This is a genomic window from Meiothermus sp. (assembly GCF_037443965.1).
Taxonomy (GTDB): domain Bacteria; phylum Deinococcota; class Deinococci; order Deinococcales; family Thermaceae; genus Meiothermus.
The window spans coordinates 65,664-92,252 of record NZ_JBBINI010000013.1; the positions used below are offsets into that span (position 1 = coordinate 65,664).

Annotated in this window: 20 protein-coding genes; 7 read left to right on the forward strand and 13 right to left on the reverse strand. The window is 60.0% G+C overall.

Annotated features, from left to right (window positions below):
* Positions 1 to 26: 26 nt before the first annotated feature.
* The gene (gene hisS, locus WKI89_RS08825; RefSeq protein WP_337868862.1) at positions 27 to 1,304 is read right to left on the reverse strand and encodes a histidine--tRNA ligase; all 1,278 of its coding nucleotides are present in this window, start codon (positions 1,302 to 1,304) and stop codon (positions 27 to 29) included.
* 47 nt (positions 1,305 to 1,351) lie between these two features.
* Positions 1,352 to 3,526, reverse strand: a complete 2,175-nt coding sequence (locus tag WKI89_RS08830; protein WP_337868864.1) for a diguanylate cyclase — start codon at positions 3,524 to 3,526, stop codon at positions 1,352 to 1,354.
* 152 nt (positions 3,527 to 3,678) lie between these two features.
* Here WKI89_RS08830 and WKI89_RS08835 point away from each other — a divergent pair, with 152 nt between their 5' ends.
* Positions 3,679 to 5,277, forward strand: coding sequence for an S-layer homology domain-containing protein (locus WKI89_RS08835; RefSeq protein WP_337868865.1), 1,599 nt, complete (start codon positions 3,679 to 3,681; stop codon positions 5,275 to 5,277).
* A 16-nt stretch (positions 5,278 to 5,293) separates the two neighbouring features.
* Here WKI89_RS08835 and WKI89_RS08840 read toward each other — a convergent pair whose 3' ends face one another.
* Complete coding sequence (locus WKI89_RS08840; RefSeq protein WP_337868866.1) at positions 5,294 to 5,641, reverse strand: hypothetical protein; 348 nt, start codon at positions 5,639 to 5,641, stop codon at positions 5,294 to 5,296.
* A gap of 121 nt (positions 5,642 to 5,762) precedes the next feature.
* On the opposite strand from WKI89_RS08840, the gene WKI89_RS08845 reads away from it, so the two are divergent.
* Complete coding sequence (locus WKI89_RS08845; protein WP_337868868.1) at positions 5,763 to 6,794, forward strand: tyrosine-type recombinase/integrase; 1,032 nt, start codon at positions 5,763 to 5,765, stop codon at positions 6,792 to 6,794.
* Here WKI89_RS08845 and WKI89_RS08850 read toward each other — a convergent pair.
* The 5 genes from WKI89_RS08850 to smpB form a co-directional block, all read right to left on the reverse strand.
* Positions 6,771 to 7,337 carry a Uma2 family endonuclease gene (locus WKI89_RS08850; protein ID WP_337868869.1) on the reverse strand — a complete coding sequence of 189 codons (567 nt, stop codon included), beginning with the start codon at positions 7,335 to 7,337 and terminating at the stop codon, positions 6,771 to 6,773. The two genes, WKI89_RS08845 and WKI89_RS08850, sit on opposite strands and share 24 nt — an antisense overlap.
* Before the next feature lie 4 nt (positions 7,338 to 7,341).
* Entirely contained in the window at positions 7,342 to 10,560 is a 3,219-nt protein-coding gene (locus WKI89_RS08855; protein WP_337868871.1) for an AAA family ATPase, read from the reverse strand.
* A 36-nt stretch (positions 10,561 to 10,596) separates the two neighbouring features.
* Complete coding sequence (locus WKI89_RS08860; RefSeq protein ID WP_337868873.1) at positions 10,597 to 11,130, reverse strand: GerMN domain-containing protein; 534 nt, start codon at positions 11,128 to 11,130, stop codon at positions 10,597 to 10,599.
* A complete protein-coding gene (locus WKI89_RS08865; RefSeq protein ID WP_337868875.1) occupies positions 11,127 to 12,398 on the reverse strand; it encodes an N-acetylmuramoyl-L-alanine amidase in 1,272 nt (423 codons plus the stop codon). Before WKI89_RS08865 ends, WKI89_RS08860 begins: the two co-directional genes overlap by 4 nt.
* A 98-nt stretch (positions 12,399 to 12,496) precedes the next feature.
* A complete protein-coding gene (smpB, locus tag WKI89_RS08870; RefSeq protein ID WP_337868876.1) occupies positions 12,497 to 12,928 on the reverse strand; it encodes an SsrA-binding protein SmpB in 432 nt (143 codons plus the stop codon).
* Positions 12,929 to 13,125: 197 nt separating this feature from the next.
* On the opposite strand from smpB, the gene WKI89_RS08875 reads away from it, so the two are divergent.
* Positions 13,126 to 14,343 carry a sugar ABC transporter permease gene (locus WKI89_RS08875; protein ID WP_337868878.1) on the forward strand — a complete coding sequence of 406 codons (1,218 nt, stop codon included), beginning with the start codon at positions 13,126 to 13,128 and terminating at the stop codon, positions 14,341 to 14,343.
* The gene (locus tag WKI89_RS08880; protein WP_337868879.1) at positions 14,333 to 15,544 is read left to right on the forward strand and encodes a carbohydrate ABC transporter permease; all 1,212 of its coding nucleotides are present in this window, start codon (positions 14,333 to 14,335) and stop codon (positions 15,542 to 15,544) included. Before WKI89_RS08875 ends, WKI89_RS08880 begins: the two co-directional genes overlap by 11 nt.
* A gap of 90 nt (positions 15,545 to 15,634) precedes the next feature.
* Here WKI89_RS08880 and pdxT read toward each other — a convergent pair whose 3' ends face one another.
* The 4 genes from pdxT to ileS form a co-directional block, all read right to left on the reverse strand.
* Positions 15,635 to 16,213 carry a pyridoxal 5'-phosphate synthase glutaminase subunit PdxT gene (gene pdxT / locus WKI89_RS08885; protein ID WP_337868881.1) on the reverse strand — a complete coding sequence of 193 codons (579 nt, stop codon included), beginning with the start codon at positions 16,211 to 16,213 and terminating at the stop codon, positions 15,635 to 15,637.
* Positions 16,214 to 16,295: 82 nt separating this feature from the next.
* Positions 16,296 to 16,652, reverse strand: coding sequence for a hypothetical protein (locus WKI89_RS08890; RefSeq protein ID WP_337868883.1), 357 nt, complete (start codon positions 16,650 to 16,652; stop codon positions 16,296 to 16,298).
* 551 nt (positions 16,653 to 17,203) lie between these two features.
* Entirely contained in the window at positions 17,204 to 18,085 is an 882-nt protein-coding gene (gene pdxS / locus WKI89_RS08895) for a pyridoxal 5'-phosphate synthase lyase subunit PdxS (RefSeq protein WP_337868885.1), read from the reverse strand.
* Positions 18,086 to 18,191: 106 nt separating this feature from the next.
* Entirely contained in the window at positions 18,192 to 21,482 is a 3,291-nt protein-coding gene (gene ileS, locus WKI89_RS08900; protein WP_337868887.1) for an isoleucine--tRNA ligase, read from the reverse strand.
* Positions 21,483 to 22,007: 525 nt separating this feature from the next.
* On the opposite strand from ileS, the gene fsa reads away from it, so the two are divergent.
* From fsa to WKI89_RS08915, 3 genes are all read left to right on the forward strand, one after another.
* A complete protein-coding gene (gene fsa, locus WKI89_RS08905) occupies positions 22,008 to 22,658 on the forward strand; it encodes a fructose-6-phosphate aldolase (protein ID WP_337868889.1) in 651 nt (216 codons plus the stop codon).
* A gap of 112 nt (positions 22,659 to 22,770) precedes the next feature.
* Positions 22,771 to 24,048, forward strand: a complete 1,278-nt coding sequence (gene rho / locus WKI89_RS08910) for a transcription termination factor Rho (protein ID WP_337868893.1) — start codon at positions 22,771 to 22,773, stop codon at positions 24,046 to 24,048.
* A gap of 190 nt (positions 24,049 to 24,238) precedes the next feature.
* Positions 24,239 to 25,390 carry a peptidoglycan DD-metalloendopeptidase family protein gene (locus tag WKI89_RS08915; RefSeq protein WP_337868894.1) on the forward strand — a complete coding sequence of 384 codons (1,152 nt, stop codon included), beginning with the start codon at positions 24,239 to 24,241 and terminating at the stop codon, positions 25,388 to 25,390.
* Between the two features lie 236 nt (positions 25,391 to 25,626).
* Here the strand turns inward: WKI89_RS08915 and WKI89_RS08920 are convergent, their stop codons facing one another.
* Positions 25,627 to 26,370 carry a hypothetical protein gene (locus WKI89_RS08920; protein ID WP_337868891.1) on the reverse strand — a complete coding sequence of 248 codons (744 nt, stop codon included), beginning with the start codon at positions 26,368 to 26,370 and terminating at the stop codon, positions 25,627 to 25,629.
* Positions 26,371 to 26,589: the final 219 nt, after the last annotated feature.

Here is a 26,589-nt window from a genome sequence, read left to right on the forward strand (position 1 = left end):
ATACACCGATGCAAATCTGCTCAACCCTAGGGGCCTTCAAAAAGGCTGTGCAGTTGCAGGGGCTCGAGCTCCTTCTGCTCTCCGCTTTCCAGGTGCTTGAGGGTGATAACCCCTTTGGCCCGCTCCCCCTCGCCTAAAAACCCGATGTAGCGGGCTCCCTTCTTGAGGGCATCCTCGAGGGCCTTGCGGGGGCTCTTGGGGGTGTAGCCCAGCTCGACGGGCACTTTGGGGCGCAATTGTTCGGCCAAGGCCAAGGCCTCTATTTTGGCGGCCTCGTCCAGAGGTGCCAGGTAGAGGGTAGGGGAGGGGTCGGGGGATATAGCGACGCCCTCTTCCTCCAACGCAATGGCCACCCGTTCGATCCCGATGCCGAAGCCCACACCCGGAACCGGGGGGCCGCCCAGCATCTCCGAAAGCCCGTCGTAGCGTCCCCCACCTCCCAGCGCAGACTTAGCCCCAATTTGGGTATGGTGGACTTCCCAAGCAGTGCGCACATAGTAGTCCAGCCCGCGCACGATGCTGGGGTCTACAGTGAAAGGCACGCCGAGCTGGCCCAGGTAATGGCAAACTTTCTCGTGAAAAGCCCGCGATGCGTCTCCTAGAAACTCGAGCATTGGCCGCACCTGCAAATCAGCGGCGATCTGCTGATCGGCTTCGCTCTTGGAGTCCAGGATTCGCATGGGGTTGGTTTCCAGGCGAACCCTCGAGTCCTCCGATAAATCCTTGGCATAAGGACTAAAAAGCTCCCGCAGGTACTGGTTGTAGCGCACGCGATCCTCGGGATCACCCACCGAGCCCAGTTTGACCTCGAGGTCGCGGAGGCCCAGGGTTTTATAGATGCGCACCATCAAGGCAATAGCCTCGGCATCGAGCAAGGGATCGGATAAACCTAAAGCCTCGTAGTCAACCTGGTGGAACTGCTTGTAGCGCCCCTTTTGCTGGCGCTCACCGCGAAAAATGGGCCCCCAGGTAAACAGCCGCACCGGCTGGGGCCAGACCTTCATGCCGTGCTCGTTGTAGGCCCGCACAATGGCCGCCGTGGGCTCGGGGCGTAGGGCCAAGAGCCGCCCACCCCGATCCTCCAGCACAAACATCTCTTTCTTCACAACGATATCTGAGGTCAGGCCAACCCCTTTTTGGAAGACCTCGAGGTACTCGAAGATGGGGGTGTGGATCATCTGCGCCCCGGCCCCGCGCAGCACTTCCTCGGCGGTAGTGGTGATATAACGAAAAACCGGCTCGCGAAAAGGGTACTCCTTGGCCTGAGCAAAGACGTCGTTGGTTCCAGGAACGGCCTTCAACATGACCCCCATTCTAAGCTGAACAAGCCCGAGGCTTGCTTGGCCACGTCTCAGCGATTTTCATCGGGTTCGTTGGCTGGGGTTCCGTTTTTATCGGCATACATGCGCCGATCGGCCGACACCAGCAGCGCCTCGGCAGTCTGGACTTCGGCTGGGAAGCTGGCGCAGCCGATGTTGGCCGAAAGACAAAACCCCTCCAGGCAGATTTCGGAGATGGCCTCGAGGATCCGAGCGCTTACCGTCCCGGCAGCCTCCTTGGGGGTCTGGGGCAATAAAAGCGCAAACTCATCTCCGCCCCAGCGGAACACCATGTCCCCGGCCCGTTGCGTTCGTCGGAGGGCCTGGGCCACCATCACCAGGGCCTGGTCGCCCATGGCGTGGCCTAGGCGGTCGTTGATAGGCTTGAAGTTTTTTAGGTCAAGCACCAGCAGCGTGAGGGGGTAGTGGTAGCGCAGCGCCCGTTCGAACTCTTCCTTTAGACGCAGGTCGAAGGCCCTGCGGTTGTAAAGGCCGGTAAGACCATCGGTGAGGGCCGCTTTCTCCAAGGCCTCCCGGCTTTGCAACTCATGCAGCAAGGTGGCAATGGGGGTGGAGAAAAGCTGGGCCGTGTGCAGGGAGTCTTCGGCAAATGCCTCGGCATCGCGCAGGCTATCGAGGTTGAGGTAGGCCAGCACCTCACCCTGGCGGCTTACCGGTAGGCATAGGTTGGCGCTCATACCTCCTGACGAAAGCTGCTTGTGATCCAAAATGCGCGGCTGCCCCCGCGCGGCCAGGGCTTTGCCGTGCGCATACCAGTCTAAAAAGGCGGCCTCGCTCCAGCGCTGATCACAGGCCCAGCTCGAGCCCACCGAAGCCTGACAGATAAACTCTTCTCCGTCGCGCACCCACAGGCTGCCCGCATCGCTCCCCGGCACCAGCTCCACCGCGGCCTCGAGGATGTGTTGGTACACCTGCCGGGAAGGATACGACCAGGCCTCGGTCAGCAGGTGGTTGATACGCTGTTGCAGCTCTTCCAGCAACGCACGCTCCAGGGCCGAGCTTAGCAGGCGCTCCACCCCCAGCAGGATCTCCTTCTTGCTGCGCGACCAGGCCACCCGGGCCCGCGTGCCCAGCACCAGCACCACCCGGCCCTTCATGGCATCGCGGGTATGCACCGGGTAGGCCACCAGACTTTGGAAGCCCAGCTCCTTTAACGCTGGAATGGCCTCAGGGAGGCTCGAGTACGCCTCGGCAAAGCGGGCCACACCCGACTGGTAGACCTGCCAGGCCAGCCCCTGGCTATGGGCCAGCTCTCGGGCCAGGGATGCTAGCGTGGGGCGCAGCTCCGGTGGGATGTGCCAGGCTAGCCCACGCAAGGCCCCCCGGCGGTACTGCATAATCGCCCCGGCTTCCATCTCCAACTCCGGTATCAAGTAGCGCAGGGCCACATCGGCCACTTTGTGCTTGTTGCTGGCCGAGGCCAGGCCATCGGCCACCCTGAGCAGCAAGCGGCGCAGCTCGAGGTCGTGCAGGTGCTCGAGCTGCCGGCTTACCGCCAGGGCCAGACGGGAAAACAGCTCGAGCTCGCGTTGCTGCCAGCCCTCACCGCGCAAAAACTGCAATACCGCTACCATCTCTTCGCGCACCCGTAAGCCCACCGCCAGCTCGTAAGAGCCTGAATGAGGGCGTTTTTTACGGCCTTTTGATTCCTCCAAGATCGGGCCCGGGGCTTCCATGGCCCGGTAGACCAGGGCGCTGGGTGAAGTGGCGGCATCGTCTTCCAACAAGGTTAGCTGGCCTGCTCCGATAGGAACCCAGATGCGAAGCTGGCTACTGCCCAGCAGTTGCGAAAGCATAGTCGGCAGTTGCCGCAGGAGCTGTTGGCGGCTGTTGAACTTGGGAACTACCTCGAGGCCCTGCAAAAAAACATCCTGCAATTGGGCTAGTTGGCGGGCTTTTTGATGGGCCCGGCGTAGGCTGCGGCCCACCTGGTCGGCCAAAAAGGCCGAGAGCAAGAGAATACCGCCCATGACAAAATAATCCAACGTGCTCGAGCGAAAGAGATGCAGCGCCACTACCAACCCCAGGGCCGAGGCCAGCCCCACCCCCAGCCCGTAGACGCTCGAGGTGATGGCAGTAAAAAACATCATCCAGGGAAGGGCGTAGATGCCTTCTAACCGAAGCGTGTAGACCGCTCCAACCGCGGTGATGGAGAGCGCCAAAATAAGCGGGTAAGGCAGGAGCATGCTTCATCCCCAAACTACAGTTTGGCCTTACTTTATCAAATACCAGGGTGCTCGAGCGGTATAACGCATTTTTCTGGACTCAGATGGCTACGTAACGCTGGCTGGTGATAAATGCACAAAAAAATTTGTTGGGAAAATCTATCATGCCGCTCATGAGGATTGCTTTGTTTGTAATGGTTTTTGTAACGGCTTGGAGCCTGGCCCTACCCCTCGACGTACCCAACGACCACTGGGCAGCGGCTGCCGTAGAGGAAGTGGTCAAGCGGGGCTGGCTACAAGGGTATCCGGGGGGTGCCTTTAGGGGGGAGGTAGCCCTGGATCGCTACCAGTTGGCCACTACCTTGGCCCGGGTGCTGGCCGATAGCCCGCTGCCGGTGCGGGAAGCCGAGGTGCGCTTCAAGGACGTCAAACCCAACCACTGGGCTCTGCCCGGAATCCGCAGGATGGTAGGGGAGGGTCTGGTGGAGGGTTTTCCCGACCAAACCTACCGCGGTGCATCGGTGCTCACCCGGTATCAGATGGCCGTGGTGCTCGACAAACTGGTGCAGAACCTGGGGGTAGCGGCTACGGCCAGAGCTCTACGCCCCGACGACCTGCCGGTGGGCCACTGGGCCGAGGCGGCGGTGCTGCGGGTGGCCGTGCTGGAAGTTTTGCCGCTGGGGTCGGATGGCCTGTTCAGGGGAAGTGAGCCGGTGAATCGCTACCAGATGGCTCGAGCCTTGTGGCGCATTGGTCAGTTGATTACCACGCCTCAGGCATCGCTCAATCCGGGGCAGCCTGCCGGGGTAACACAGCCCGGATCGCAGGGAAGCGCACTCCAAACCCAGGCCAGTAGCGCCCAGCCTCTGGCCAGTCCAGAACCCCTTGTCCGGGTGGAGGCCGTCCAGACCACGGCAGCGCCGCAAGGCGTTACCCTGGCCAGCCTGAGTGCCGTACCTTTGCCCGATCCCTGGTCCGAAGCGCAGCTCGAGGCCAGCTTGCTGCACCTGGGACAAGCCCAGAAAAATGGCCGGGTCTGGGCGACTTTCAAACACCAGGACGCGCGGGCCATGGGCCTGCTGAGACTGGAGGAAGGCCTTGCGCTGGAAGCGTTTTATCCAATAAACGAGGCAGTGATGGTGGCAAGCGAGGGCTGGGCGTGGCTCGAGGGTGGGCAAAAACTCCTGCACCTTGACCCCAAAACCCAGAAAATGCGGGTTTTTGGCCCCATAGGTCAGACTCATGCGCGCGAAGCCCTGCCATCCGTTTTTGCTGCCGGGGCTCATCAAGGACTGCTGGGAGGGGTGGCGCTGGATGAAAGCCGCAACTACCTGGCACTCATTAACGGGCGGCCTCTATGCTTGCCCGACTGCGTAAAGGCTGCTACCTCGACAGTGCTGCGCCTGGTACTCCTGGGCCTCAACCCCGATGGTCTATTTGCCGAGTACGCCTATCTACTGGACGCGCCCGGTCACCGCGTAGTTGGCCTGGCCTGGCCCAAACCCAGGCTTCTATTGGTGCACGAGCACACCGGTCAAACCAGCCGAATCTATGCGGTAGACCTCAACCAGGCCGACGATATCGCCTTTACCGAGTGGGATAGTCCCGAAGCAGGGCTGGAACTGAAGCCTCAGGTCAAAACCCTGCCCAAAAAACTGGTGCTCGAGGTAGCCTTGGAAAAACCCAGTGGGCTGGCGGTTGTAAGTCCCAACCTGGTCGTCACGGGCCGCAACGGACTCCTGCGCCTGAGCCTCGATAAGCCCTTATGGTGAATACCAGCCCCGGAACTTAGCTGGGCATGGTCAGCCGGGTGGGGTGCGGAGCTTGCAACGACTCCTGTTGCTCCGCCCGGCGCACAATCAACTCGCTGCCCAGCAGGTCAACCAACTGCTGCCGAGTAACAAACTTACCCGCGTACATATAGACCAACCCCCGCCGTTGATGGGTAACCACATAGGCAATGCCATTGTGGTAGCGCACCAGCGTGTTGTGCCGCCGGGCGTGGCGCGACATGCGGGCCAGGGCGCGCACCCCCTGATCGGCTTTGCGGTTCTGTGCTTGTGGATACCAGCTCGAGAACAGGATCAGAAACATCAGGCCGGCCATCACCAGAGCAGTCAGAAAGTTGATTTCCATATACCCCTGAGTATAGGAAGCCGGTCTTCGCACCCTGGTGTTAACTCAAAGCAAGATAAATTTTGGATGAAACAAAATGCGCACTTATTTACCTAAGTACGCATTTTGATATACTCGGGCCATGCTGGTACCCCTCGCCAACTGGCACAACCCAGCCAAGCGCCGTCTCGAGGCCATCCGGGCCATCCACGAGCGCGATGGGGCGGGCTTGCTCGAGCTCCTCCAAGCTTATCTGGTATTGAAAGGTCGCAAACGCGCCACCCTGAGCCTGCGCACCCTCGAGAACTACCGTCTGGCGGTGCGGGATTTTCTGGCTTGGGCCTGGTCGGAGTCGCACTCACTGGATATCCTCAAAACAAGCGCCGACGACCTCGACCGCTACATCGCCCATCTACAACTCGAGGGCGGCAACCTCGAGGGCTCCGATGGCTTGAAGCTCAAACCCGGCTCCATCGCTACCTACGTTGCCGGTGTGCGGGCTTTTTATCGGGCGCTCGAGTGGGCCGGTGTCGCCCAACTGCCCCAGGTGACCGCGCCCCGCGACCCCACGCCGCCCGAGGAGCGCCGTCCTGCCCTGCCCCCCGACCTTTACAAAAAACTGCTGGAACACCTATCGGCCTCGAGCCCGCAGGCCCGCCGAGACCGCCTGGCCGTCCGGCTCATGGCCGAGGCAGGGTTACGTATAAGTGAGGCGATTCACTTGAGGGTGGAAGACCTGAGCCTGGCTGAACGCCTGCTGGTAGTACGGGCTGGCAAGGGCGGCAAACAGCGCTCGGTTCCGCTCTCAAAAGCCCTGGCTCAGGAGCTGGAGGGCTGGCTCAAACTGCGGCTGGCCCATGTGGCCGCCGGTGAAAAAGCCGTGCTTATCAACCTGGGAGGGCGCAAAGCCAGCGGGCAGGCCATGACCGACAAATCCCTGCGCAAAATACTCAACCGTCACTACCGCGAGCTGGGCTTCCCCGAGCGCTACTACGGGGCCCACATGCTCCGCCACACTGCCGGAACCCGCTTCTATAAGAAAAGCCGCGACCTGCATGCAACCGCCCGGCTGCTGGGCCATACCAACGTCAACACCAGTGCCCTCTATGCCAAGATGGACTTAGAAGGTCTATTCGAGGTAGTGGATCAACTAGACCAAGATGAACTGCCCTAAAACGCAAGCCCTTGGTATATCTGCTCGAGGCCAAGCCTGGTATTCAGACAAGGAATGTAGACCTCCCCGCTGTGCTCGAGGGTCTCCAGCCGCCAACCATCGGGCTGCCGCGCGTACACCAGCACCAGTCTGCTGGTCTGGGAGATGATTAGGTAGCGCTCGAGGCTGGGGGAGCGCAGTATACTCATTCAGCTTGTCGCTCAGGTCGGTTTGCTCGGTGCCGTCCGATAATACCTCCACAATCAGGCAGGGGGCAAACTCGATCCGCGATGCCTCCTTGGGGCCGCAAATTACCATCAAATCGGGGTAGCGGAAGCGCGTCGGGCGAACCTGTAGCTTGATGTTGGTCGAGTACAGCCGACATCCCCTGGCCCTGGCCTGTGGGCGTAAAGCTTCGACGATGTTGAGGAAGATCTCCTCGTGTTCTTGGGTCTCGCCCGCCATTGCCAGTAGACGCCCATCCACATACTCGTGGCGCTCTGGAGCACGGGCCTCGAACTCGAGGTACTGCTCCACCGAAAGCTGCGTCGGGGCCGACAGCATAGGTTTAGTTTAGCACCGAAGCCGCAACCTCATCGCGTTTGATGCTGAACACCCGACTGGTACCCCGATCGGTGGTTACGCCGTAGAGCGCATCGCAGGCTTCCATGGTGCGCTTCTGGTGGGTAACCAGAATGAACTGGGTCTGGCCTTTGAAGTGCTGCAAAAAGCGGCAGAAGCGCTGGATGTTGGCTTCGTCCAGAGGTGCGTCTACCTCGTCTAGCACGGCAATGGGGAGGCCGCCGCTCCCCTCCCCTACCTCCGAGAGCGCAAACAGGAAGGCCAGAGCGCCCATGGTGCGCTCGCCCATCGAGAGCAGGTTGAGGTGTACGGTGCGCTTACCCGCTGGCTTGAGCACCAGGTCGAGGCCGTGGGACGTGCGCTCCAACTGCACCTCTGCGTCCAGCAAGGCGCTGGCATAGTGGGCCAGTTTCTCCTTGAACACCCCATAAACCAGGTGCATGCGCTCCTGGTATTGGGACTCTACCCCCTGAAGCTCGGCCCCGAGCTTGAGCACGACCTGCTCCGACTCCATCAGGGCTGCTTCTAGCCTCTGGATGTCCTCGGCCAGAAGGGCGTACTCCTGCTCGGCGAGGTGATTGATGGGGCCCAGGGCTTCTAGTGCAGCCTCGGTTTCGGAGAGGGCGCGGGCTAGGCTGCGGGAGGTGCCTTCTTCTCCTGGTCCCGGTGGGAGCTCGGAGAGTTCCTGCTGCAAAGTTTCGATGGTAGCCTCCCGCCGGGCCTGGGTCAGATGCAGGGCCTCGAGCTCGGAGAGCAGCTCGTTGGTGCGGCTAATTAGCCGGGTTTCTTCTTCCGACAAAGCGCGGGTACGGCCTCGAGCGGTGTGCAAGACCCCTTCCAGATGGCGCAGGTTGAGGGCGTTGCGGGCTTGCTCGAACTCGGCTTTGCGCGTTTGAACCGCGGTCAGTTTCTGCGCCAGCTCGGCCTGCTCGCTGCGGAGGTTGTGCAGGCGGGCCTCGAGTTCTTCAATCTGCCGTCCCGCATCCTCGAAGCGTGCAAGGTCTTCGCGGTAACGCTGCCACTGGGCCGCGATTTCACGTTCCTGGGCCATCCGCGCATTAAGCGCCTCGCGCTCGTCGCGCAGGGCTTGCAGGCGCTCAGGCTGCGGCGGTCCCACCGGCAAGGGAGCCTCGGGGGCCTGGCTCTGGCTGAAGCGGGCCAGGTTTCCCTGCAGCGCCTTGAGTTCGGAGGCCAGCTCGGTCCGCCGGCGCTCTAGCAAGGGCAGCTCCAGCCTGGCCAGTTCGGCCTGCAGGTGTTCGATCTGGTTTTGCAGGGTCTGGGCCTCGGCTTCCAGGCGCTCTGCCTCGGCCTGGGTTTCCTGGTAGCGGCGGCGCAGCGAGAGCATCTGCCCGCCCCGCTGCACCCGCCCCCCGGTGATGGCCCCGGAGGTCTCGAGCAGCTCGCCCTCGAGCGTCACCAGGCGGGGGTGGCCGGGATGGGCGCGTGCCAGCGCGAGCGCCGCTTCCAGCGTTTCCACCACCAAGGTCTCGCCCAGCAGCGTGGGCAGCGCCTCGGGGCAGGCCGGCAGGGCTACCAGATGGCGGGCCAGCCCCACCACCCCCGGCTGAGCGGCCCAGTTGCGTTCGCGCTCTCGAGCGCCCCGCAGGAGGCTGCGCGGTAGGAAGGTGGCCCGGCCCCCGTGCTGTTTGAGGTGTTGCACCGCGGCCTGGGCCGCCTGCTCGTGCTCGGTCAGCACCCATTGCATCCGCCCGCCCATGGCCACCTCGATGGCCAGCTCGAGCCCGGCAGGCACCTGCAACAAATCGGCCACCACCCCCATCAGACCTGGAATGCCCGAGTCGCGGGCCCGCTTGGGGCCTTCGGCCAGGTCGGAGCCGGAACGCAAGAGGGCCTCGAGGCGGCCGGCCTCGGAGCGGGCCGCCCGCGCATCGCTCTTCTGCTGGCCCTGTTGCTTGAGCAGTTCGTTCAGCCGACTGCGAAGTTCGGCTTCACGGGCTTGAGAGGCGCTTAGGGTTGCTGTAAGACTATGTAGCTCGGCTTCAATGCGGCGCTGGTCGGCCTCGAGCTGAGATTTCTGCGCCAGCATCTGCTCGAAGGCCAGCTTCCGGGCCTCGTAGGTGGCCTGGGCTTGCAGGTAGCGCTCAAAAGCCTGCTGCTGTGCCCGCAGACGGCTTTCCTCGGCTTGCAGGGCAGTCTGCAGCTCGCGCAGCCGCACATGGTAGCCCTGCATGGCCTCGGGGGTGGGTTCCGGTTCGCTGGGGACAACCGGCGCGGGAATCGAGCGCAGGCGGGTCAGGCGGCCCTCGCTTTCGCCGAGTTCCTGGGTCAGGCGGCGCAAGAGACCTTCCAGCGAGGCGCGCTCCTGATCGGCCAGCCGCACTTCCCCGCTCAAGGCTTCGGCCTGCCTTAGGGCCTCGCTATAGGCGTTCTGGGCTGCCTCCAGGGCTTGGAGGGCCTGGGCTTTCTCGGTTTCTAGCTCGCGCAAGCGCAGGCTGGTCTCGTTGCGTTCGCGCTCGAGGTTTTGGGCCTTCTGCTGCGCAGCTTTGGCTTCCTGGTCGGCCTCGCGGATGCGGGCCATGAGCACGCTGCGGCGCAGCACCAGGCTGCGGGCAGCCAGCGCGGCGGCTTTGCGGGCCGCCTCGGCCTGCTGGACTTTTTCTTCCACGGCGGCCTTGCGTTCGCTCAGTTCCAATGAGCGGGTCTGGAGTTCCAGCATGGCACTTTCCAGCCGTTCACGGGCCACCTTGCTGGCCTGGGTAACGGCCCGCAAACCCGCAGCTTCTTCCAGATAGGTGAGCAGTACCTCGGGCCCTGCTTGCAAAATCTGCCCCACCTCACCCTGCCCCACAATGGCATAGCCGGTGCGCGAGAGGCCGGTGCCCAGTAGAGCATGCTCCACCTGCCACAGGGTGCTGCGCGACCCGTTGAGCCGCACATCGCTGCTGCCGTCGCGCTCGAGGCGCCGGTTCAAATTAACCCGCCGGCCATTGCCCGAAAGCTCCAGCCCTACCTCGGCGAACCCCAGCGGCGCTTTGCCATCGGAGCCGTGAAACAACAGCGAAAGGGCTTCCTCGCCGCGCAGTTCCCGCGCCCGGGCTCCCACCACCCAGCGCAGTGCCTCCACCAGATTGCTCTTGCCAGAACCGTTGGGGCCGACAATGCCATAAATGCCCCCATCGAACTCGAGGCTGGTGCGATCACCGAAAGATTTGAAGCCTTGCAGAGTCAATCGTTCGATCTTCATAGGTGTCTGGATACTAGAGTTCGTATACCCTCATAATCACTGTCCTTGTCGCTTGAACGGATCGAGCAGCGATAAGTGCCCCAGGCTCTCGACTTCCTTACCTTCCAGCAAAAACTTGACCTGCTGTACTTCCCTGAACTCCAGGAGGGTATTGGCAATGCCATAAATCAGGGCCATCTCCCCAGCCGTGCCGTAGCCCAGCCGTCCGTAGGCTGCGGGTAAGTCTACCAGGGCCGTGTTTTCCCGTAAGAAAACGGTAGGGGCAGGGGTTCCGGCTGGAACCAGCGGCGCGGCTCCTTGGATTTGCGGCCCCTTGACCAGTTCTTCCAGTACCCGCCCCAAGGTGTACTCACCTTCGGCAATCTGGATGGTGCGCTCCTCCACCAAAAGCCCATCCTCGGTGTCTTTGGCAAAGTGCAGCTTTACCGTGCGGGGGCCCTGGTTTTCCAGGTCGGAGGGCAGGTTGAGCGACTGAGAGCCCCCATCGCCTTGCAAAGACCACAGGCCCAGCCCTCCCAGCACCAAAACCACCAGTCCCACCAGGTTGGTAAAGCTCAACCACCGCCTCATGGCCGCGCACCCCCGGTGAGGTTGGGGCCCGGAGTGTTGGTTCGTGGAGCGGGGGCACTCAGGCCAAGATAGGAAAAAACGGCTCTCGCCACCACCTCTGCCACTTGTTCACGGCCTTGGGGGGTGCGGAGCTGTTCAAAGCCCAGCTCGAGCATAACCGCTGCACCCCCCGCCATCGAAAGTACATACATGGCATCCTGGCTGGTGTTGGCCACGATCCCCGCGGTCGCAAAGCCTTCCGACACTGCCTGGGCAAACCGCGCCGCCGAGCCCGGAGCGGCCACATAGCGCTCTAAAATAGCCCGCTGGCTGGCAGGGGTACGGGCCGACAACTCGCGACCCTTCTCCAGCAAGCGCAGGGTCTGAACCTCGGGGTGGCTAAAGACGGTGACCCGGTTACCGGCGGCTGCGTGCAGACTGATGAATACCTGGGCCGAGGTTGCGTACTGTGCTCTGGCCAGAAGGGGTACTTCGCGGTCGGCGCTTCGGGTCAGAATTACCTCGACCCGGCGCTCCTGCAGCAACTTCTGCAGGCGCTGAGTCACGCTCAACACTAGATCCTTTTCCCGCAGGCCGCTCACCACCACCCCGGTATCGGCACCGCCATGACCGGCATCCAGCACCACCCTGGGCAGCCGGGCGAGGCCTCCCCGTTCCACAATGACCTGCTGCGGCAAAAACAGCAACCGTGGGGGGTCTCCCCCTTGGGGCAGGTAAATTTCGGTGCCCCAGTTCTCCTGGCTAAAACTGATGGAGGTGTTGGGCGGTGTATCGGGCACCTCGCGTACCCCAATCATGGCCAGCCGGGGTGGGTTATTCGCCATAAGCCGCACCTGCACGTCGCGGTCAAAGCGCAGGATGTAGCGCTCCGTCGAGCCCGCCAGAGCCCGCTGCACCTCTAGCAGCCGGGCCGGGCGCAAGGCCAGCACCGAGGCGCCGTAGTCGTTGCGGTAGTAGAGATCGAGGTTTCTTGCCAGTTCGCGCACTGGAACCCAGAGGTTGCCCTGGTAACGGTAGGCATTCAGAAACCGGGCCGCGTCCGCTCCCTGGCTGCTGATGCCAAAGGCCGCCACCCGGCTACCTATGCTCAGGTACACCTTTCCCGAGGCCTCCAGATAGCCCAGTCCCAGGGCTTCGGCAATCAGCTTGGCCGACCCATAGGCCACCGAGCCCCCACCGGGATAGATGGCCTGGCTCTCCTGGAACCCTACCAGCAAGCGGTTTTCGTACTGGGCCGAACCGAGGCCAAGCAATGCTATCAGTGCCATCAATATCCGCCGCATCCAACCATCCAATCGGTACAGTTTTACTTGGAGCAGATTAGAATCGCAAGTCCATCCGGGCTCGAGGCTCCTAATACCCGCCCTCACCAGCTTTCCAGTTCGCGCTGCACGGCCCGTTTCTTGTCGTCGGCTTTTTTCTGATAAGCACGTTTCCCCTTAGCCAAGGCCAGCAGCAGCTTGGCTTTGCCTTGTTCGTTGAAATAGATTTTGAGCGGAACCAGCGTGAGCCCTTTTTGCTCCACTCGAGCCTTGAGTTTGTTTAGCTCGTGCCGGTGTAGCAAGAGCTTGCGTAGGCGGCGGGGGTCGTGGTTGGTATAACCCCCTTTCTCGTAAGGGGCAATGTACAGGTTCTCTAAAAACAGTTCCCCATTTTGGAACCGGGCGAAGGTGCCGGTAAAGTCTACCTGCGCAGCCCGTAGAGACTTAACCTCGGTTCCCCTCAGGGCCAGACCGGCCTCGAGGGTCTCCAAAATTTCGTAGTCGTGGCGCGCTTTGCGATTCTCGAGTCCAGCCATAGAGCACTTCAGTGTACCAGCCCACCCGCCATGCCTAAAGGCTCTAGTTCGGAGGTTGCGGTTTTTGCCTTACAACGGGTTGGCCAGCATATAGCCCATTTGACAAGAGCAATCCCTTCTTCTCGACTTTACCGCTGCTCCTGCAAACCTAGCCCCCTGATGCTCCCCTGACCTCTTTGGGAGTATATTCACCTTCGATGGGTCTGCGCCTGAGTCTGTACCTGGGCTTGCTGGTGGGCACTTTGTTGGTTCGGCTACTGTGGGAGCTGCGCTTTGCGCCGGCCTGGGTCTATCTGGTTTTGGCCTTTCTGGCGCTGGGGGTGGGCCTTTGGACAATTCGTGGGGGGTCGGCATGGGTTTGGTTGGGTGGGGCCGTCACGCTGGTGGGTCTGGTGGGGGGGTACTTTGCACCACTGGTCTCGCTCCTCGCCCTAGCCGGGCTTTTCCTTAGCTATCGGGGCTGGCAAAGCCAGCTAAGCGAGAGAGACCAGGCAGCCTTTTGGGGCTGGGCACTGGTCTGGCCCGCGGTGGCCTTGTTGTTGCTTTGGCAGGTTTTACCCGCGTTTTATGCGGTCTGGCTTTCGTTGCTCGACCGGTTCAATTTCCTTGGCCCCAGCCAATTCGCGGGGCTCTCCAACTACCAAATTCTGCTGCGCGACCCACTTTTTTGGAAGGCGATGGGCAACACCTTCTGGTTTGTGGCCTTTACTGTGCCCATCGGGATTGGTCTGGCCACCTTAATTGCTGTACTGCTCAACGAACGGATTCGTTTTCAGGGGCTTTTGCGCACCCTCTACTTTTTGCCTTATATCACTGCCCTCACCGCAGCAGCTGCGGTCTGGGACTGGATCTATAACCCCGAGTTTGGCTTTCTGAACTACCTCCTGGGCACCCAGGGACTGGACTGGTTGAACCGACCCGAGGGCGTTTTTGCTTCGCTGCTCAAACCTTTGGGTTTGCAACTCCAAGGCTTTATGGCTGGGCCCAGCCTGGCTTTCGTGGCCATCATGATCATGACCATCTGGCACTTCTTGGGCTACCAGATTGTAGTGCTGCTGGCCGGGCTGCAAAACATCCCCAAAGAATACTACGAAGCTGCCGAGCTAGACGGGGCTTCATGGTGGCAGCAGCAGCGGTTGATTACCTGGCCCTTGCTCTCCCCCACCACCTTTTTTCTCTTCACCTTGGGTCTGATCGGGGCTTTTCAGGTCTTTACCCAGGTCTTAATTCTCACCCCCACCGGCGGGGTTTTGCAGGATACCCTGACCATCACGCTGTATCTATACAATAAAGGCTTCCGCGACTCGGACTTCTCCTATGCCTCGGCCATTGCGGTGGTGGTGTTTGCGGTGATTCTGGTTCTGACCCTCGTGCAGCAACGGGTGCTGGAAAGGCGGGTGAACTATGAGGCGTAGCTCGCCCTGGAGCCTGGCGCTCGTCTACGGGGTGTTATGGGTGGGTGCAGTGGTGATGGCTTTTCCGTTTTATTGGATGCTGGCTACCAGCCTCAAAAGCCCCCAGGAAGCCCAACAAGCCAGACCGGTCTGGCTACCCGAAAGGCTCAAGGTCGCCAACTGGCAAGCAGCCTGGAACCTAGGGACCCAAGTGGGCTCGAGCTGGTGGGGTGGTTTTGGGGCACAAGAAAATCTGACCCTGCGGGTTTACACGCCACCAGGCAAACCGCCCGAGGTCTCGATTCCTTCCCCTCCAGGGGCTTTTTCCGACCCCCGCTCCGAGCAAACCCAGATCGAGACTACCTATCAAGGCGATCACTGGGCTATTCGATTCACCAACCAGAGCGGCGAAAACTTCCGTACCCTTCCGGCCGTAATTCTGATTTCAAAGGAGTACCCTACCTACCGGCCCGAGCTACCCCCCGACGCTATTCGCAGCAGCGGGGAGTACTGGCGGCTCGAGTTCGTCAATGTGGCCCCTGGACTGCTGGGCTACATTTTCCACAACTACCGCGAAGCCTGGTACGCCGCCAGGTTCGAGCGCTATTTTTTCAATAGCTTCTTTACCGCCGGCTTGCAGGTGCTGGGGGGCCTGTTGCTGGCCGTGATGGCTGCTTTTGCTCTGGCCCGCATTCCCTTTCCCGGCAGGCAGTGGGTGTTTGGGCTGATTTTGGCTACCCTGATGATCCCCGGCGAGGTCTTGCTGATTCCCAACTATGTCCTGTTGGCGCGCCTGGACTGGATTGACACCTACTATGCCCTGATTGTGCCCTGGCTAGCCTCGGTGTTTGGCATCTTCCTGCTGCGGCAGTTCTACCTATCGCTGCCGCAGGATTTGTTCGATGCCGCCCGCATTGACGGTGCTAGCTACTGGACCCAGATGTTCCGGATCGCGTTGCCCCTTTCGATTCCAGGGTTGGTGACCTATGGCATCTTTACCTTCCTAGGGGCCTACAACGCCCTGCTGTGGCCGCTGATTGTGACCAACAGCCCGGAAATGCGCACCGTTCAGCTTGGCTTGCAGGTGTTCATCGGCGAGGCAGGCAGTGACTATGGCGCACTAATGGCAGCCTCCACGGTCTCGATTTTGCCCATCATCATCGGCTACTTCATTGCCCAAAAGCAGTTTATCCAAGGTGTAGCCCGCAGCGGGATCAAGTGAGCCGATCCAAGTGCTAGGCCAACTTTACCGAACACTATATGTGATTATATTCACGATTTCAACGTTCGTGAAAAAAATATAAGCCTAGACTTAACTCAATGCCAAGCCCACAAACATCTGATGGATTCTGGAATCATGGGTTAGCTCTGGATGAAAGGTTCCAGCCAGCACTTTACCCGACCGTACCAAAACAATCTCGTCGTGGTGCGTGGCCAGAACCTCCACACCCTCGCCTACCCGCAAGATAACCGGAGCACGGATAAAAAAAGCATGAAAGGGCCGATCCAGACCCTTTATGTGCAAGTCTTCTTCAAAACTATCCACCTGACGCCCATAGGCATTGCGCTCTACCGCAATATCCAAGATGCCCAAACGGGGCTGGTCGGGGTACTGCGGGATCTCTTTGGCCAACCAGATCGCCCCCGCGCACGTTCCCCACAGGGCTAAGGAGCCTTCTTGCACGCGCTCCCGCACTGCGCGCTCGAGGCCGTACTCCCGCGCCAGCATGCCAATGGTAGTGGACTCCCCTCCCGGCACAATCAGCCCGGCCAGTCCTTCCAAGTGTTTGGGCAGCCTCACCTCTACGACTTCCACCCCAAGGGACTGAAGCATCTGCTTGTGCTCGCGGAAATCGCCTTGAATAGCCATCACACCGATTTTCACGTGCACAATCCTATAGCAAATCTAGACAATCATCAGACCAGTATAGAGAAAGACTAGGTTCACCCTAGCCTCAAGCAGTGGGTGGTTGCTAAGCCGGCAATGTGACCAGCGTCAGGGTAGGGCCGTGGCGACTTTCCTCGCTCTCGGCTTTTAGTAGATGCTTTTCGTTCTCCTCACCCAAAATTTTCAAAAGCCGTTCGCGCGACACAAACTGCCCCGCCAGCATGTAATAGAAGCCTTGCCTGCCCAAGACCACTACGTAACGCAGCCCTTGGTGGTTGCGCACAAACGTGTTGTGCTTGAGGGCAAACCGCTGCATCTTGCCAAGGATTCGCAGCTCACGTTCCTGGCGGCGGCGGTTGAGGAAAGGCACCAGCCATGCCAGTACCCATACCAAAAGTGCCGTGACACTAAAAAGAACCACTCCAAGGCTTTCTGCTTGCATAGCGTTACAATTATACCTGCTTGTGTTACGTTTTGTGTAACATACCCGTAAACTAAACCCGGTTCAAAAAACCCCTGCCACCGGGCAAGCGGAACAGGGGTTTGGTCTTGATACCAGCTTCACACAGTCGCTGAGTAACCTTCCCGTTACACAGCAGAAATTTTGAAGTCCTACAAGCTTTCTTAGGTCTGGGTTAGGGCAACTTCGTGTTTTTGGTAGAAGCTCCGAAATTTGGTGGGCCTTATTGTGAAGTCCACCCATACCGCCTAGATCGGGTCAAAAGCAGACGTGCCTCACAGGCTAGAAGCACGTCTGATAAGAAATCTTTAATACTCTTTCCACTAAAGCGGAGCCATGCAACTGGCCCAACGTCAGCGCCGCCCCCGGTTGGAACTCCGACTACAACACCACTTAACCCAGCCAGCGCTTACCCAGAGCTACACCCTATTCCACTGGTGGCCGGGGGATATTAAGGGAATAACTCAAAAGAACTTCTTATGAGTGTAGAACGGGGACAGTCGAGGGCCGTCCACCAGATTGGTATACGTAGCCTACCAGCCGCGCTTCGCCAGCTTTTCTTCTTCGGACAGAAAGTCCAGGTTGATACCCACCATGGCTTCGCCCAGGTCTTCGGAAACCTCGGCCAGCACCTGGGGGTCGTTGTAGTGCGTTACAGCCCGCACAATGGCCTTGGCCCGCTTGCGTGGGTCGCCCGACTTGAAGATGCCCGAACCCACAAACACCCCATCCATACCGAGTTTCATCATCAAAGCTGCATCGGCAGGGGTGGCCACCCCACCGGCGGCAAAGTTCACCACCGGTAGTCTGCCGTTTTCGTGCACCCATAGCACCAGCTCATAAGGAGCCCCGTGGTTCTTGGCGTAGGTCATGAGCTCCTCGCGGGGAAGCGCCTGGATTTGGCGAACCGCCCCTAGCACGCTGCGGGCGTGGCGAACCGCCTCCACCACATTGCCCGTTCCAGCCTCGCCCTTGGTGCGAATCATGGCCGCCCCCTCCCCGATGCGCCGCAGGGCTTCCCCAATGTCGGTGGCACCACATACAAACGGCACCGTAAAGGCATGCTTGTCAATGTGGAACGATTCGTCCGCGGGGGTCAGCACCTCCGACTCGTCTATGAAATCTACCCCTAGAGCCTGGAGAATTTGGGCTTCCACAATGTGGCCGATGCGGCACTTGGCCATCACTGGAATCGAGACCGCCCCAATAATCTCCTTGATCAGCTTGGGATCGGACATCCGGGCCACACCCCCTTGCACGCGTATGTCGGCGGGCACGCGCTCGAGGGCCATTACCGCTACGGCACCCGCCTCCTGGGCAATTTCGGCTTGCTGGGCATTGACCACATCCATGATCACGCCGCCTTTGAACATCTCAGCGAATCCAGTTTTGACCCGCAAAGTTCCTTTTTCCATAGCTCCCTCCAAAAGGCTAGCATACGACTTTTTCGCACAAGCTCCTAGGGGTCTGGCTCACAGCCTGGCCTACCTCTAGCGATAAAGCTGGCAAATACCAAGCCCATCAAGCTTTCCGAATACCAAACCGAACCTGCCCCTCCTCGTCGGATAGTTCGGTGATAAAGCCCTCGGGTTCTTGTGGCACCAGCGAAAGGGCCAGGGTCTCCTCCTGCAGCCTCGAGCCAAACTGTTCCAGGGCCTCGGCATACTTGCCCTGGGCAGCATAGGTCAGGTAGATGCGGTCCGAGACGTTCAGATCCATCTCTTTGCGGGCTTGCTGCACCAATCGAATCAGGTCGCGGTTGAGCCCTTCGAGGAGCAACTGCTGGTCGAGCTTGACCTCGAGGGCGGCCAGATAGCCGTCCTGCTCCTGGGCCGAGTAGCCTTCGGGTGAGAGGGCCTCCAGGAGCAGTTCCTCCGGCGATAGACTGATACTTGTACCATCCAGGTTGCCCACCTCGAGGTTCACGTTGCGCCCGGCTTTGATGGTTTGGGCTACCATCTTGCTATCGAGCTCGGCCAGTGCAGCTCGAATCGCAGGAACCTGCTTACCGTATTTCTTACCCAGCACCGGCAGGTTCGGCAGCACCCGGTAGGTTAGCAGCTCCTCACCCAGGCTTAGCGCCTCAACCTGCTTGACGTTGAGCTCCTCGGCAATTTCGTCGGCGAAATGGCGCAGTCCCGCTAACTCGGCCTCGGAGGGGGCCGTCACCAGCACCTTGGGCAAGGGGATGCGGGTTTTAACGCCGCTGATGGCCCGGGCGCTCCGTGCTAGCCCGACCACCTTGACCACCGCACCCATCTGGGTTAGGAGGGTCTCGTCCGTAAGGTCGGGGTCGGCTTTGGGCCAGTCGGAAAGGTGCACCGACTCGGGTGCGTCGGGCCTGACCGAGCGCGACAGGTTTTGCCACAAAGCCTCGGCCACAAATGGAGTAAAGGGGGCCGCCAACTGCGCTACCACCACCAGGGCTTCCCAGAGGGTAGCATAGGCCGCCTCACGGTCGGTGGAATCGTCGTTTTTCCAAAAGCGGCGGCGGTTGCGCCGCACGTACCAGTTGGACAGCTCTTCGACAAACTGCTCGAGTTCCTTCCCAGCTCCTCTGGCATCATACACATCCATTGCAGCCGTCACCCGCTCGATCAGCTGCTGCTTGCGGGCCACCAGCCACCGATCCATCTCCGGTCGGGCCTTCACGGGCGGCCGGTTGTGTAAGTCGGGCTTGTCTAGGTTGGCGTACAGCACAAAGAAGCTGTATACGTTCCACAACGTGCCCAGAAAGCCCCGCTGAGCTTCCTGCACCAGCCGCTCGGAGAAGCGCTTCTGGTCGCCGGGGTCGGATCCGGTAAACAAGTACCAGCGCACCGCATCCGCTCCATACTTGTCGAACATGGGCAGAGGCTCCACCACATTGCCCTTGCTCTTGGACATCTTGTGGCCCTTTTCGTCTACCAGGTGGCCCAGACAGATCACGTTCTTGAAGCAGGGTTGGTCATACAGCAGCGTGGAGATGGCGTGCAGTGAATAGAACCAGCCCCGGGTCTGGTCAATGGCCTCGCAGATGTAATCGGCAGGAAAGTGGCGTTGCCAAAGCCGATGGTTCTCTTCGTTTCCGGACAAGGGTTGGCCCGCTTCGTCGAGCAACAAGTGCCACTGCGCGTAGGGCATGGCCCCCGAATCGAACCATACGTCCAACACCTCCGGAACCCGGCGGAAAGTTTTGCCGTTTCGAACGAAGGTAATCTCGTCTACATAGGGACGGTGCAGGTCGAGATCCGACAGATCGCGCCCGACCAGCGCCGATAGTTCCCGAACACTGCCTACGCAAATTTGCTCCGATCCGTCCTCTGAGACCCAGAAGGGCAGCGGCGTACCCCAGTAGCGCTCGCGGCTGATGGCCCAGTCTACATTGTCCTTGAGCCAGTTGCCGAACCGCCCGTGTTTGATGTGCTCAGGAATCCAGTTGATCTTCTCGTTGTTCTCCCAGAGCTGCTGGCGGAAATTGGAGGTTTTGACATACCAGCTCGGCTTGGCAAAGTACAAAATGGGGTCGCCGGTACGGTCGTGGAAGGGGTAGCGGTGTCGAATTTGCCCCGCGTGGTACATGACCCCCCGTTCCTTCATGATGCGAACCAATCCCTTGTCGGCATCCTTGAAAAACTTGCCACGCTCATTCGTGACCTGCATTACGCCATACTCGTTGGTGCCAAATAGGAGCGGCGTGCCGTACCGGCGCGAGAGCTCGAGGTCCTCTGCCCCATACACGGGGGCCTCGTGTGCAACCCCCGAGCCGTCCTCGGCGCTCACGAAGTCGGCTAGGGCCACAAAGTGCATAACCGGTCGGCCATCGGGGCGCTTTTCCCCTTGCTGCTGTACCACGCCCAGCTCGACGCACACCTCGGGGAAGGGAGGGGTGTACTCCCACCACTCCATATCCGAGCCTTTGAGGTGGGCCACCACCTCGAGCTCCTCCTTGTGCAGCTCTTTGAGCCGCTCCACCGCCTCGGCAGCAAAAATCAGGTGGCCCACCGAGGGCGACCTGACCACGGCGTAGTCCATTGTTGGGTTCACGGCGGCCATGGTGTTGGAGGGCAGCGTCCAGGGGGTGGTGGTCCAGACCAGGATGGCCAGGTTTTCTAGGTTCTCAGGGCTCACCCCCTGGGCCTGGAGTTTTTCCCGTACGGCGGGCGGGGTGGTCTGGGGCTTCAAGGGGAAGCGCACATACACGCTGGGGTCGTCCACTTCCCGATAACCATCGGCAATCTCGTTTTGCGATAGGGTGGAAGAGATGCGCGGGGACAAAGGAACCACTTTGTAGTCTTGCACCACCATGCCTCGGTCCCACATTCGCTTGAGCAGGTTCCATACCGACTCGATGTAGCTATTGTGGTAGGTCACGTAGGCGTTCTCGAGGTCCACCCACATGCCCATGCGCTCGGTGAAGTAGTTCCAGTCTTCGATATTGGCGAAAACCCACTCCCGGCACTGGCGGGTGAACTCGGCGATCTCTTCGCGGTTCAGGGTCTTGCGGCCCAGCACGCCCAGCTTCTTCTCCACGGCAATTTCAACCGGCAGCCCATGGGTGTCCCAGCCCCCTTTACGGGTGACATGGTAGCCCTGCATGGTTTTATAGCGGGGAAAGATGTCCTTGAAGCTGCGGGCCAGCACATGGTGCATGGCCGGTTTCCCGTTGGCGGTGGGGGGGCCTTCATAAAACACAAACTCCCCGCTGGGCGCAGGCTTCTGATCCGATTTGGCGAAAATACCATTCTCGCGCCAGAAAGCCAGCACGGCCTCTTCCAACTTGGGAAAATTGGTCTCGGTCACCTCGTTGAAAAGCTTCTTTTCCTCCACCATTATCGGTTCCTTTCTGAGGAGCACCGCGTGGTTCATGGTCACTTTAGGGAACAAGAAAAACGTCCGACCTGTAACCTTGGGGTTCCTCAGGTGCGGACGAGAGACTCGAAGCTGAGTTTTCCCGCGTTACCACCGCACTTCCTGATTTGGGCTGAAGCTCTCAGCTTCTAGCGCACCTCAGGCACTCTGAACGCTGTCTCGGGCGCACCCGTTGGGGTCTACGCAGCGGTTCGCTGTTTCTTCCCAAAACTGTCGGGGTGATATTCGGCTATCCGGTTGCCGCCTGGCTTGCACCCTCCCAGGCTCGCTTCTTGGACGCTGGATAACGTACTCGTCCCGCGTGCTCTTTACACCGGCTGCGGCATGTGCAATACTACGCTGCTGGCAACCGGCTAACCTGAATGGTAGCAAGCTGCTAACCCCGCGTCAACAATAAATCGCTTGTTTCTCATCCTGAGTGGGCGATATACTCGCCTGGAAAAATCCGCATAAAGTGTCCAAGACGCGGGAAGGAGTGAATACGGTATGGACTTGTACCTGGATACTGCTGAAGTAAACGAGATCAGGGAAATCGCTGCCTGGGGCGTGCTGGCGGGGGTCACTACCAATCCCTCCTTGATTGCGAAATCGGGCCGTCCCCACGAGCCTACCATCAAAGAAATATGTGAGATCGTCCAGGGCCCGGTCTCAGCCGAAGTGGTTTCCACCGTTGCGGCAGAGATGGTAGCCGAAGGGCGTCGCTTAGCGGCAATTGATGAGCATGTAGTGGTCAAGCTTCCCACCACCATTGATGGGCTCAAGGCTTGCAAAATCCTCTCGAGCGAAGGCATTCGCATCAACATGACCCTGGTTTTTTCGGCCAACCAGGCCCTATTGTGCGCCAAAGCGGGAGCCTGGTGTGTCTCGCCCTTTTTGGGACGCATTGATGATATCTCCTGGGAAGGCATGGATTTGATCCGCGAAATTGCCGAACTTTTTCAAGTACAAAACCTTAGCACCCGGATTCTAGCAGCTTCGATTCGCCATCCCCGCCATGTCACCCAAGCGGCCATGCTTGGGGCCGACATTGCTACCATGCCCGCCAAGGTTTTCCAGCAACTCATCAAGCATCCCCTTACCGACTTGGGCCTGAAGGCCTTCTTGGAAGACTGGGCCAAAGCAAGCGCAAAGGTGTAGCTGTACCATAAGTTTTTTGTTTAATGAAACTGGAGTAAGAGTAATGCCGAAATCAAGTACCGCCGACCCCAACGCCGAAGCCCAGGTCACCGTGACCCGAACCGGCAAAAAAATCCGTCGCAAGGCCGAGAGCAATGTGCCTTTGAGCTACCATGAACTCTCGAGCCGCATCCTGCCCGAACTGCATCTGCTGGCCGCCGAGGCGGGCATTCCCAATTACAAGAAGCTTTCCAAAGACGAGTTGGTGATGCTGTTGCTTTCGCAGGAAGCTACCGAGGAAGGCCTGGTCATTGCCAAGGGGTACCTGGAGATCAGCCAAGACGGCTATGGCTTCTTGCAGGAAAGCCTCTACACCATGGAGTCCCGTACGGTAATTGTCTCAGCCGGTCTGATTAAGCAGTACCAGTTGCGCACCGGCGACTACGTGGTGGGCAAGGCCCGGGTCGCTCGTGAAAACGAGCGCTACGGCACCCTGATGAAAGTGGAAGCGGTCAACAACCTCGACCCCGAGGCAGCGGCTAAACGCCCCAAATTTGACGACCTGATACCCCAGTTCCCTGACAGGCAATTGATCCTCGAGACCACCGGCGAGGAGTCTTCCAACCGGGTCATAGACCTGCTGGCCCCCATAGGACGCGGCCAGCGGGGCCTGATTGTGGCCCCGCCCAAAGCGGGTAAGACCACCCTCCTGAAAAAAGTGGCCCGGGCGGTTTTGCGCAACGAGCCGGACGTTAAGGTGATTGTGCTGTTAATTGACGAACGCCCCGAAGAGGTCACCGATTTCCGCGAGTCGGTTGACGGGGCCGATGTGATCGCTTCGACCTTCGACGAACCCCCCCAAAACCATATCCGAGTAGCTGAATTTGTGCACGAGCGCAGCCGCCGGATTGTCGAGGAAGGTGGGCACGTCCTGATTTTGCTGGACTCCATCACCCGCCTGGCCAGGGCCAACAACCTGGTTACGCCCCCAACCGGGCGCACACTGTCCGGGGGTCTGGACTCGGCAGCCCTACACTTCCCCAAGCGTTTCCTGGGGGCAGCCCGCAACATTCGGGGCGGGGGTTCACTGACCATATTGGCGACGGCCCTGGTCGAGACCGGCAGTCGGATGGACGATGTGATCTTCGAGGAGTTCAAGGGCACAGGCAACATGGAACTGCACCTCTCGCGCCGTCTGGAAGAACGCCGCATCTTCCCGGCCATTGACATCCTCAAATCGGGCACGAGGCGCGAGGAGCTACTGTTGGGTGAGGAAGTAATTCAAAAAATGTGGCTGCTGCGCAAGGTGCTGGCCGATATGGACCCCGCCGAGGCCATGGAAATGCTGCTGGGACGTCTGTCCCGCACCAAAACCAACAAGGAGTTCCTTGCAACTTTGGGGGGAAAATAGGTATACTCCCTGCGGTAGTCTCTAGGAACACAAGATGCGTGGGTTTTAGACCTGCTGTATCCATGGTTCCAAAAGGGGAGCGGTTGCTTTCGAGCCCCTCCTTCGCGGTAAAGTGCAGTGTTGGAGGTTGACTTTGGCCATAACCGAACTCTTGAGCAGTGTGTTGGCGACGGGCATCCTCGGTTTACCGATGGGGCTGGCCCAGGCAAACCTGCCAGGAACCGAGATTGCGGTGGACTCTCCGGCCCGCAAAGGTTGGGTGATGTACACCGTACAGCCTGGCGATACCCTGAGCCAGATCGCGCGTCGGTATCGGGTAGATGCCAGGGCCATCATGTACAGCAGCGGCCTCGAGGGCGTTGCGATTCGTCCTGGACAGGTCTTGAGAATCCCCTTGGTCGAAGAAGCCAACGACGAAGCCCGCTTACCCCCAGGGGTTCGTACCTACATTGTGCGTCGCGGTGACACCGTCCAGTCGGTCGCCAACCGCTTTGACCTGACGGTGCTGGGACTGGTCTCGGCCAACCCAGGCCTGCCCAGTCTGGATCGCCTCGAGGTAGGTTCCACGCTGTACATCCCTACTGGAGAGCCGGGCCTGCTGGTGCGTCTTAAGCAGGGCGAAACCATCCAAGACTTAGCCAGCCGTTTTGGGCTTTCCGTGACCGAGCTAGCCAAAGCCAACGACCTGAACTCGCCGACCGATGTGCAGGCGGGCGATCTGGTACTTTTGCCAGGGGTACAGGCCAAAACCACCTACGGCCGCCTCCTGCAGATCCGCGAAGCGGAGCGCAAAGCCCGCGAGGAAGAAGAGCGCCGTCTGGCCGAAGAACGCCGCCAGCGCGAAGAGGCCCGCCGCAAGCAGCTCGAAGAGCAGCGACGCCTCGAGCAGCAGGCTCGAGCCCGCCAGCAGCAACAGGTTCAAAGCCAACCCCGCCTTCGCCGCGCCAACGCGGTGGTTGCGGCAGCCGGGTATCGCTGGCCGATGTCGAGCTTCACCATCACCACCTACTTTGGCCGCCGAGGGGTATTCCAGCGCTTCCATACCGGCATTGACCTCGCTGCACCAGCCGGTACTCCCATCTATGCGGCCAGGGCTGGGCAGGTAGAAACCGCGGGCTGGAGCCGGTTTGGATACGGTTTGCACGTGATTCTGGACCACGGAGGGGCGCAAGAGACCCTGTACGGCCACATGTCGCGCATCGCGGTGCGCCCTGGTCAGTGGGTCGCTCGAGGCGAGCTGATCGGGTATGTGGGTTCGACGGGATGGAGCACCGGCCCCCACCTCCACTTTGAAGTGCGCGTGGGCGGCGCGGCCCGCAACCCCATGGCTTTCCTGCCCTAGACCGGTGTTACTGGCAGGGGACGGCTCATGGTCGTCCCCTTTTGCCCTGTATTTCTATGCCCACCACTGCATTTTGTAGGAACTGCTGGCGCAGCGTTGAATACCGAGGAGGACAGGAATCGCTTTCTTCATTGGGTGTAGCAAGAAGCGTCCTCCGGGACTCAAAAAACGGTCTCTTGGAGTCTTTTGAATGCGGTATTAAGAACCGGGAAGGCCTTATGAGGAAGCAGGCATCACTAACGGGTAGGCTTGAAGAAGTCGGCCTCGGTAAAGGTTAGGTTGAACTCCACTTCCATCACCTCACCCCGCGCAGCCAGCACCCCGTCCACGTAGTTTTCCCACTTCTGCGGAACGCGTATACCTTCGACCGTCTGGAAGTTATCAAAAAAGGTTATGCTCTCCCCTACCCCGGTGATGATGAGGCGCTCGCCCCGCAATAAGCCATCGCTGCCAAACAAGTAGGTGCTGACCCAGCCCTGGGTACTGACCGTAAGCAACCGACCTGCTTGGTTGCGCAAGCTGCCCTGCGTTACACTGGCCCTCTCCCGGTTGCTGCTGCCATATTTGAGGCCGAGCCAGCCGGTATAGAGGCTCGAGCGCAGCAACTCGCGCTCTCTGGCGGGCAAGGGGCGCAAGGAGGTCTCGCGGCTCCAGAAGAAGCTCTCCTGGGGGCTGTACTGCTGCAAAGCCAGCGGGATGGGGTTGGCATTGTTCAAGCTTTGGGGGTCGTATATCTCCAACCGCACCCGGCTATTGACAAAATCAACCAGCAACAACGTCACGATGCGGCTTTCCTCCTTGCCATCGGCGGTGTAGTAGATGTTGGTGGTCACCTCGCGGTAGGTCTTGAGGTTTGTCAGGGCCGCACCGCCCAGCACGCTGCGGGCACGCTCGAGCAACTGCGCAGCTTCGGGCGTGACCTGTGCCAGGGCCAGCAGGCTGCCCAATACTAGAAACGCAAAAAAAGCAAAACGGCGCATACAGACCCTCTCGAAGAACCTAACATGAAAAAGCCTCACTTCCATGAGTTATTAGTGTTATTTTTCACGATAAAAAGTATTCGTGAATAATCCCTTCGTGTGCTACCTGCAGTCTACCCTTCCACCCCCGCCATCCTGAGCAGAAGACGGCTGCGGATGAGGTTGTGCACCAGCAGAATCAGGTTCACCCGCGCCAGGAAACCTGCAAACGACCGGGCC

Coding starts and splice junctions, on each gene's coding strand:
- hisS (WP_337868862.1), bottom strand. CDS start 1,304: ATGTTGAAGGCCGTTCCTGGAACCAACGACGTCTTTGCTCAGGCCAAG.
- WKI89_RS08830 (WP_337868864.1), bottom strand. CDS start 3,526: ATGCTCCTGCCTTACCCGCTTATTTTGGCGCTCTCCATCACCGCGGTT.
- WKI89_RS08835 (WP_337868865.1), top strand. CDS start 3,679: ATGAGGATTGCTTTGTTTGTAATGGTTTTTGTAACGGCTTGGAGCCTG.
- WKI89_RS08840 (WP_337868866.1), bottom strand. CDS start 5,641: ATGGAAATCAACTTTCTGACTGCTCTGGTGATGGCCGGCCTGATGTTT.
- WKI89_RS08845 (WP_337868868.1), top strand. CDS start 5,763: ATGCTGGTACCCCTCGCCAACTGGCACAACCCAGCCAAGCGCCGTCTC.
- WKI89_RS08850 (WP_337868869.1), bottom strand. CDS start 7,337: ATGCTGTCGGCCCCGACGCAGCTTTCGGTGGAGCAGTACCTCGAGTTC.
- WKI89_RS08855 (WP_337868871.1), bottom strand. CDS start 10,560: ATGAAGATCGAACGATTGACTCTGCAAGGCTTCAAATCTTTCGGTGAT.
- WKI89_RS08860 (WP_337868873.1), bottom strand. CDS start 11,130: ATGAGGCGGTGGTTGAGCTTTACCAACCTGGTGGGACTGGTGGTTTTG.
- WKI89_RS08865 (WP_337868875.1), bottom strand. CDS start 12,398: ATGGCACTGATAGCATTGCTTGGCCTCGGTTCGGCCCAGTACGAAAAC.
- smpB (WP_337868876.1), bottom strand. CDS start 12,928: ATGGCTGGACTCGAGAATCGCAAAGCGCGCCACGACTACGAAATTTTG.
- WKI89_RS08875 (WP_337868878.1), top strand. CDS start 13,126: ATGGGTCTGCGCCTGAGTCTGTACCTGGGCTTGCTGGTGGGCACTTTG.
- WKI89_RS08880 (WP_337868879.1), top strand. CDS start 14,333: ATGAGGCGTAGCTCGCCCTGGAGCCTGGCGCTCGTCTACGGGGTGTTA.
- WKI89_RS08890 (WP_337868883.1), bottom strand. CDS start 16,652: ATGCAAGCAGAAAGCCTTGGAGTGGTTCTTTTTAGTGTCACGGCACTT.
- pdxS (WP_337868885.1), bottom strand. CDS start 18,085: ATGGAAAAAGGAACTTTGCGGGTCAAAACTGGATTCGCTGAGATGTTC.
- ileS (WP_337868887.1), bottom strand. CDS start 21,482: ATGGTGGAGGAAAAGAAGCTTTTCAACGAGGTGACCGAGACCAATTTT.
- fsa (WP_337868889.1), top strand. CDS start 22,008: ATGGACTTGTACCTGGATACTGCTGAAGTAAACGAGATCAGGGAAATC.
- WKI89_RS08915 (WP_337868894.1), top strand. CDS start 24,239: ATGGGGCTGGCCCAGGCAAACCTGCCAGGAACCGAGATTGCGGTGGAC.
- WKI89_RS08920 (WP_337868891.1), bottom strand. CDS start 26,370: ATGCGCCGTTTTGCTTTTTTTGCGTTTCTAGTATTGGGCAGCCTGCTG.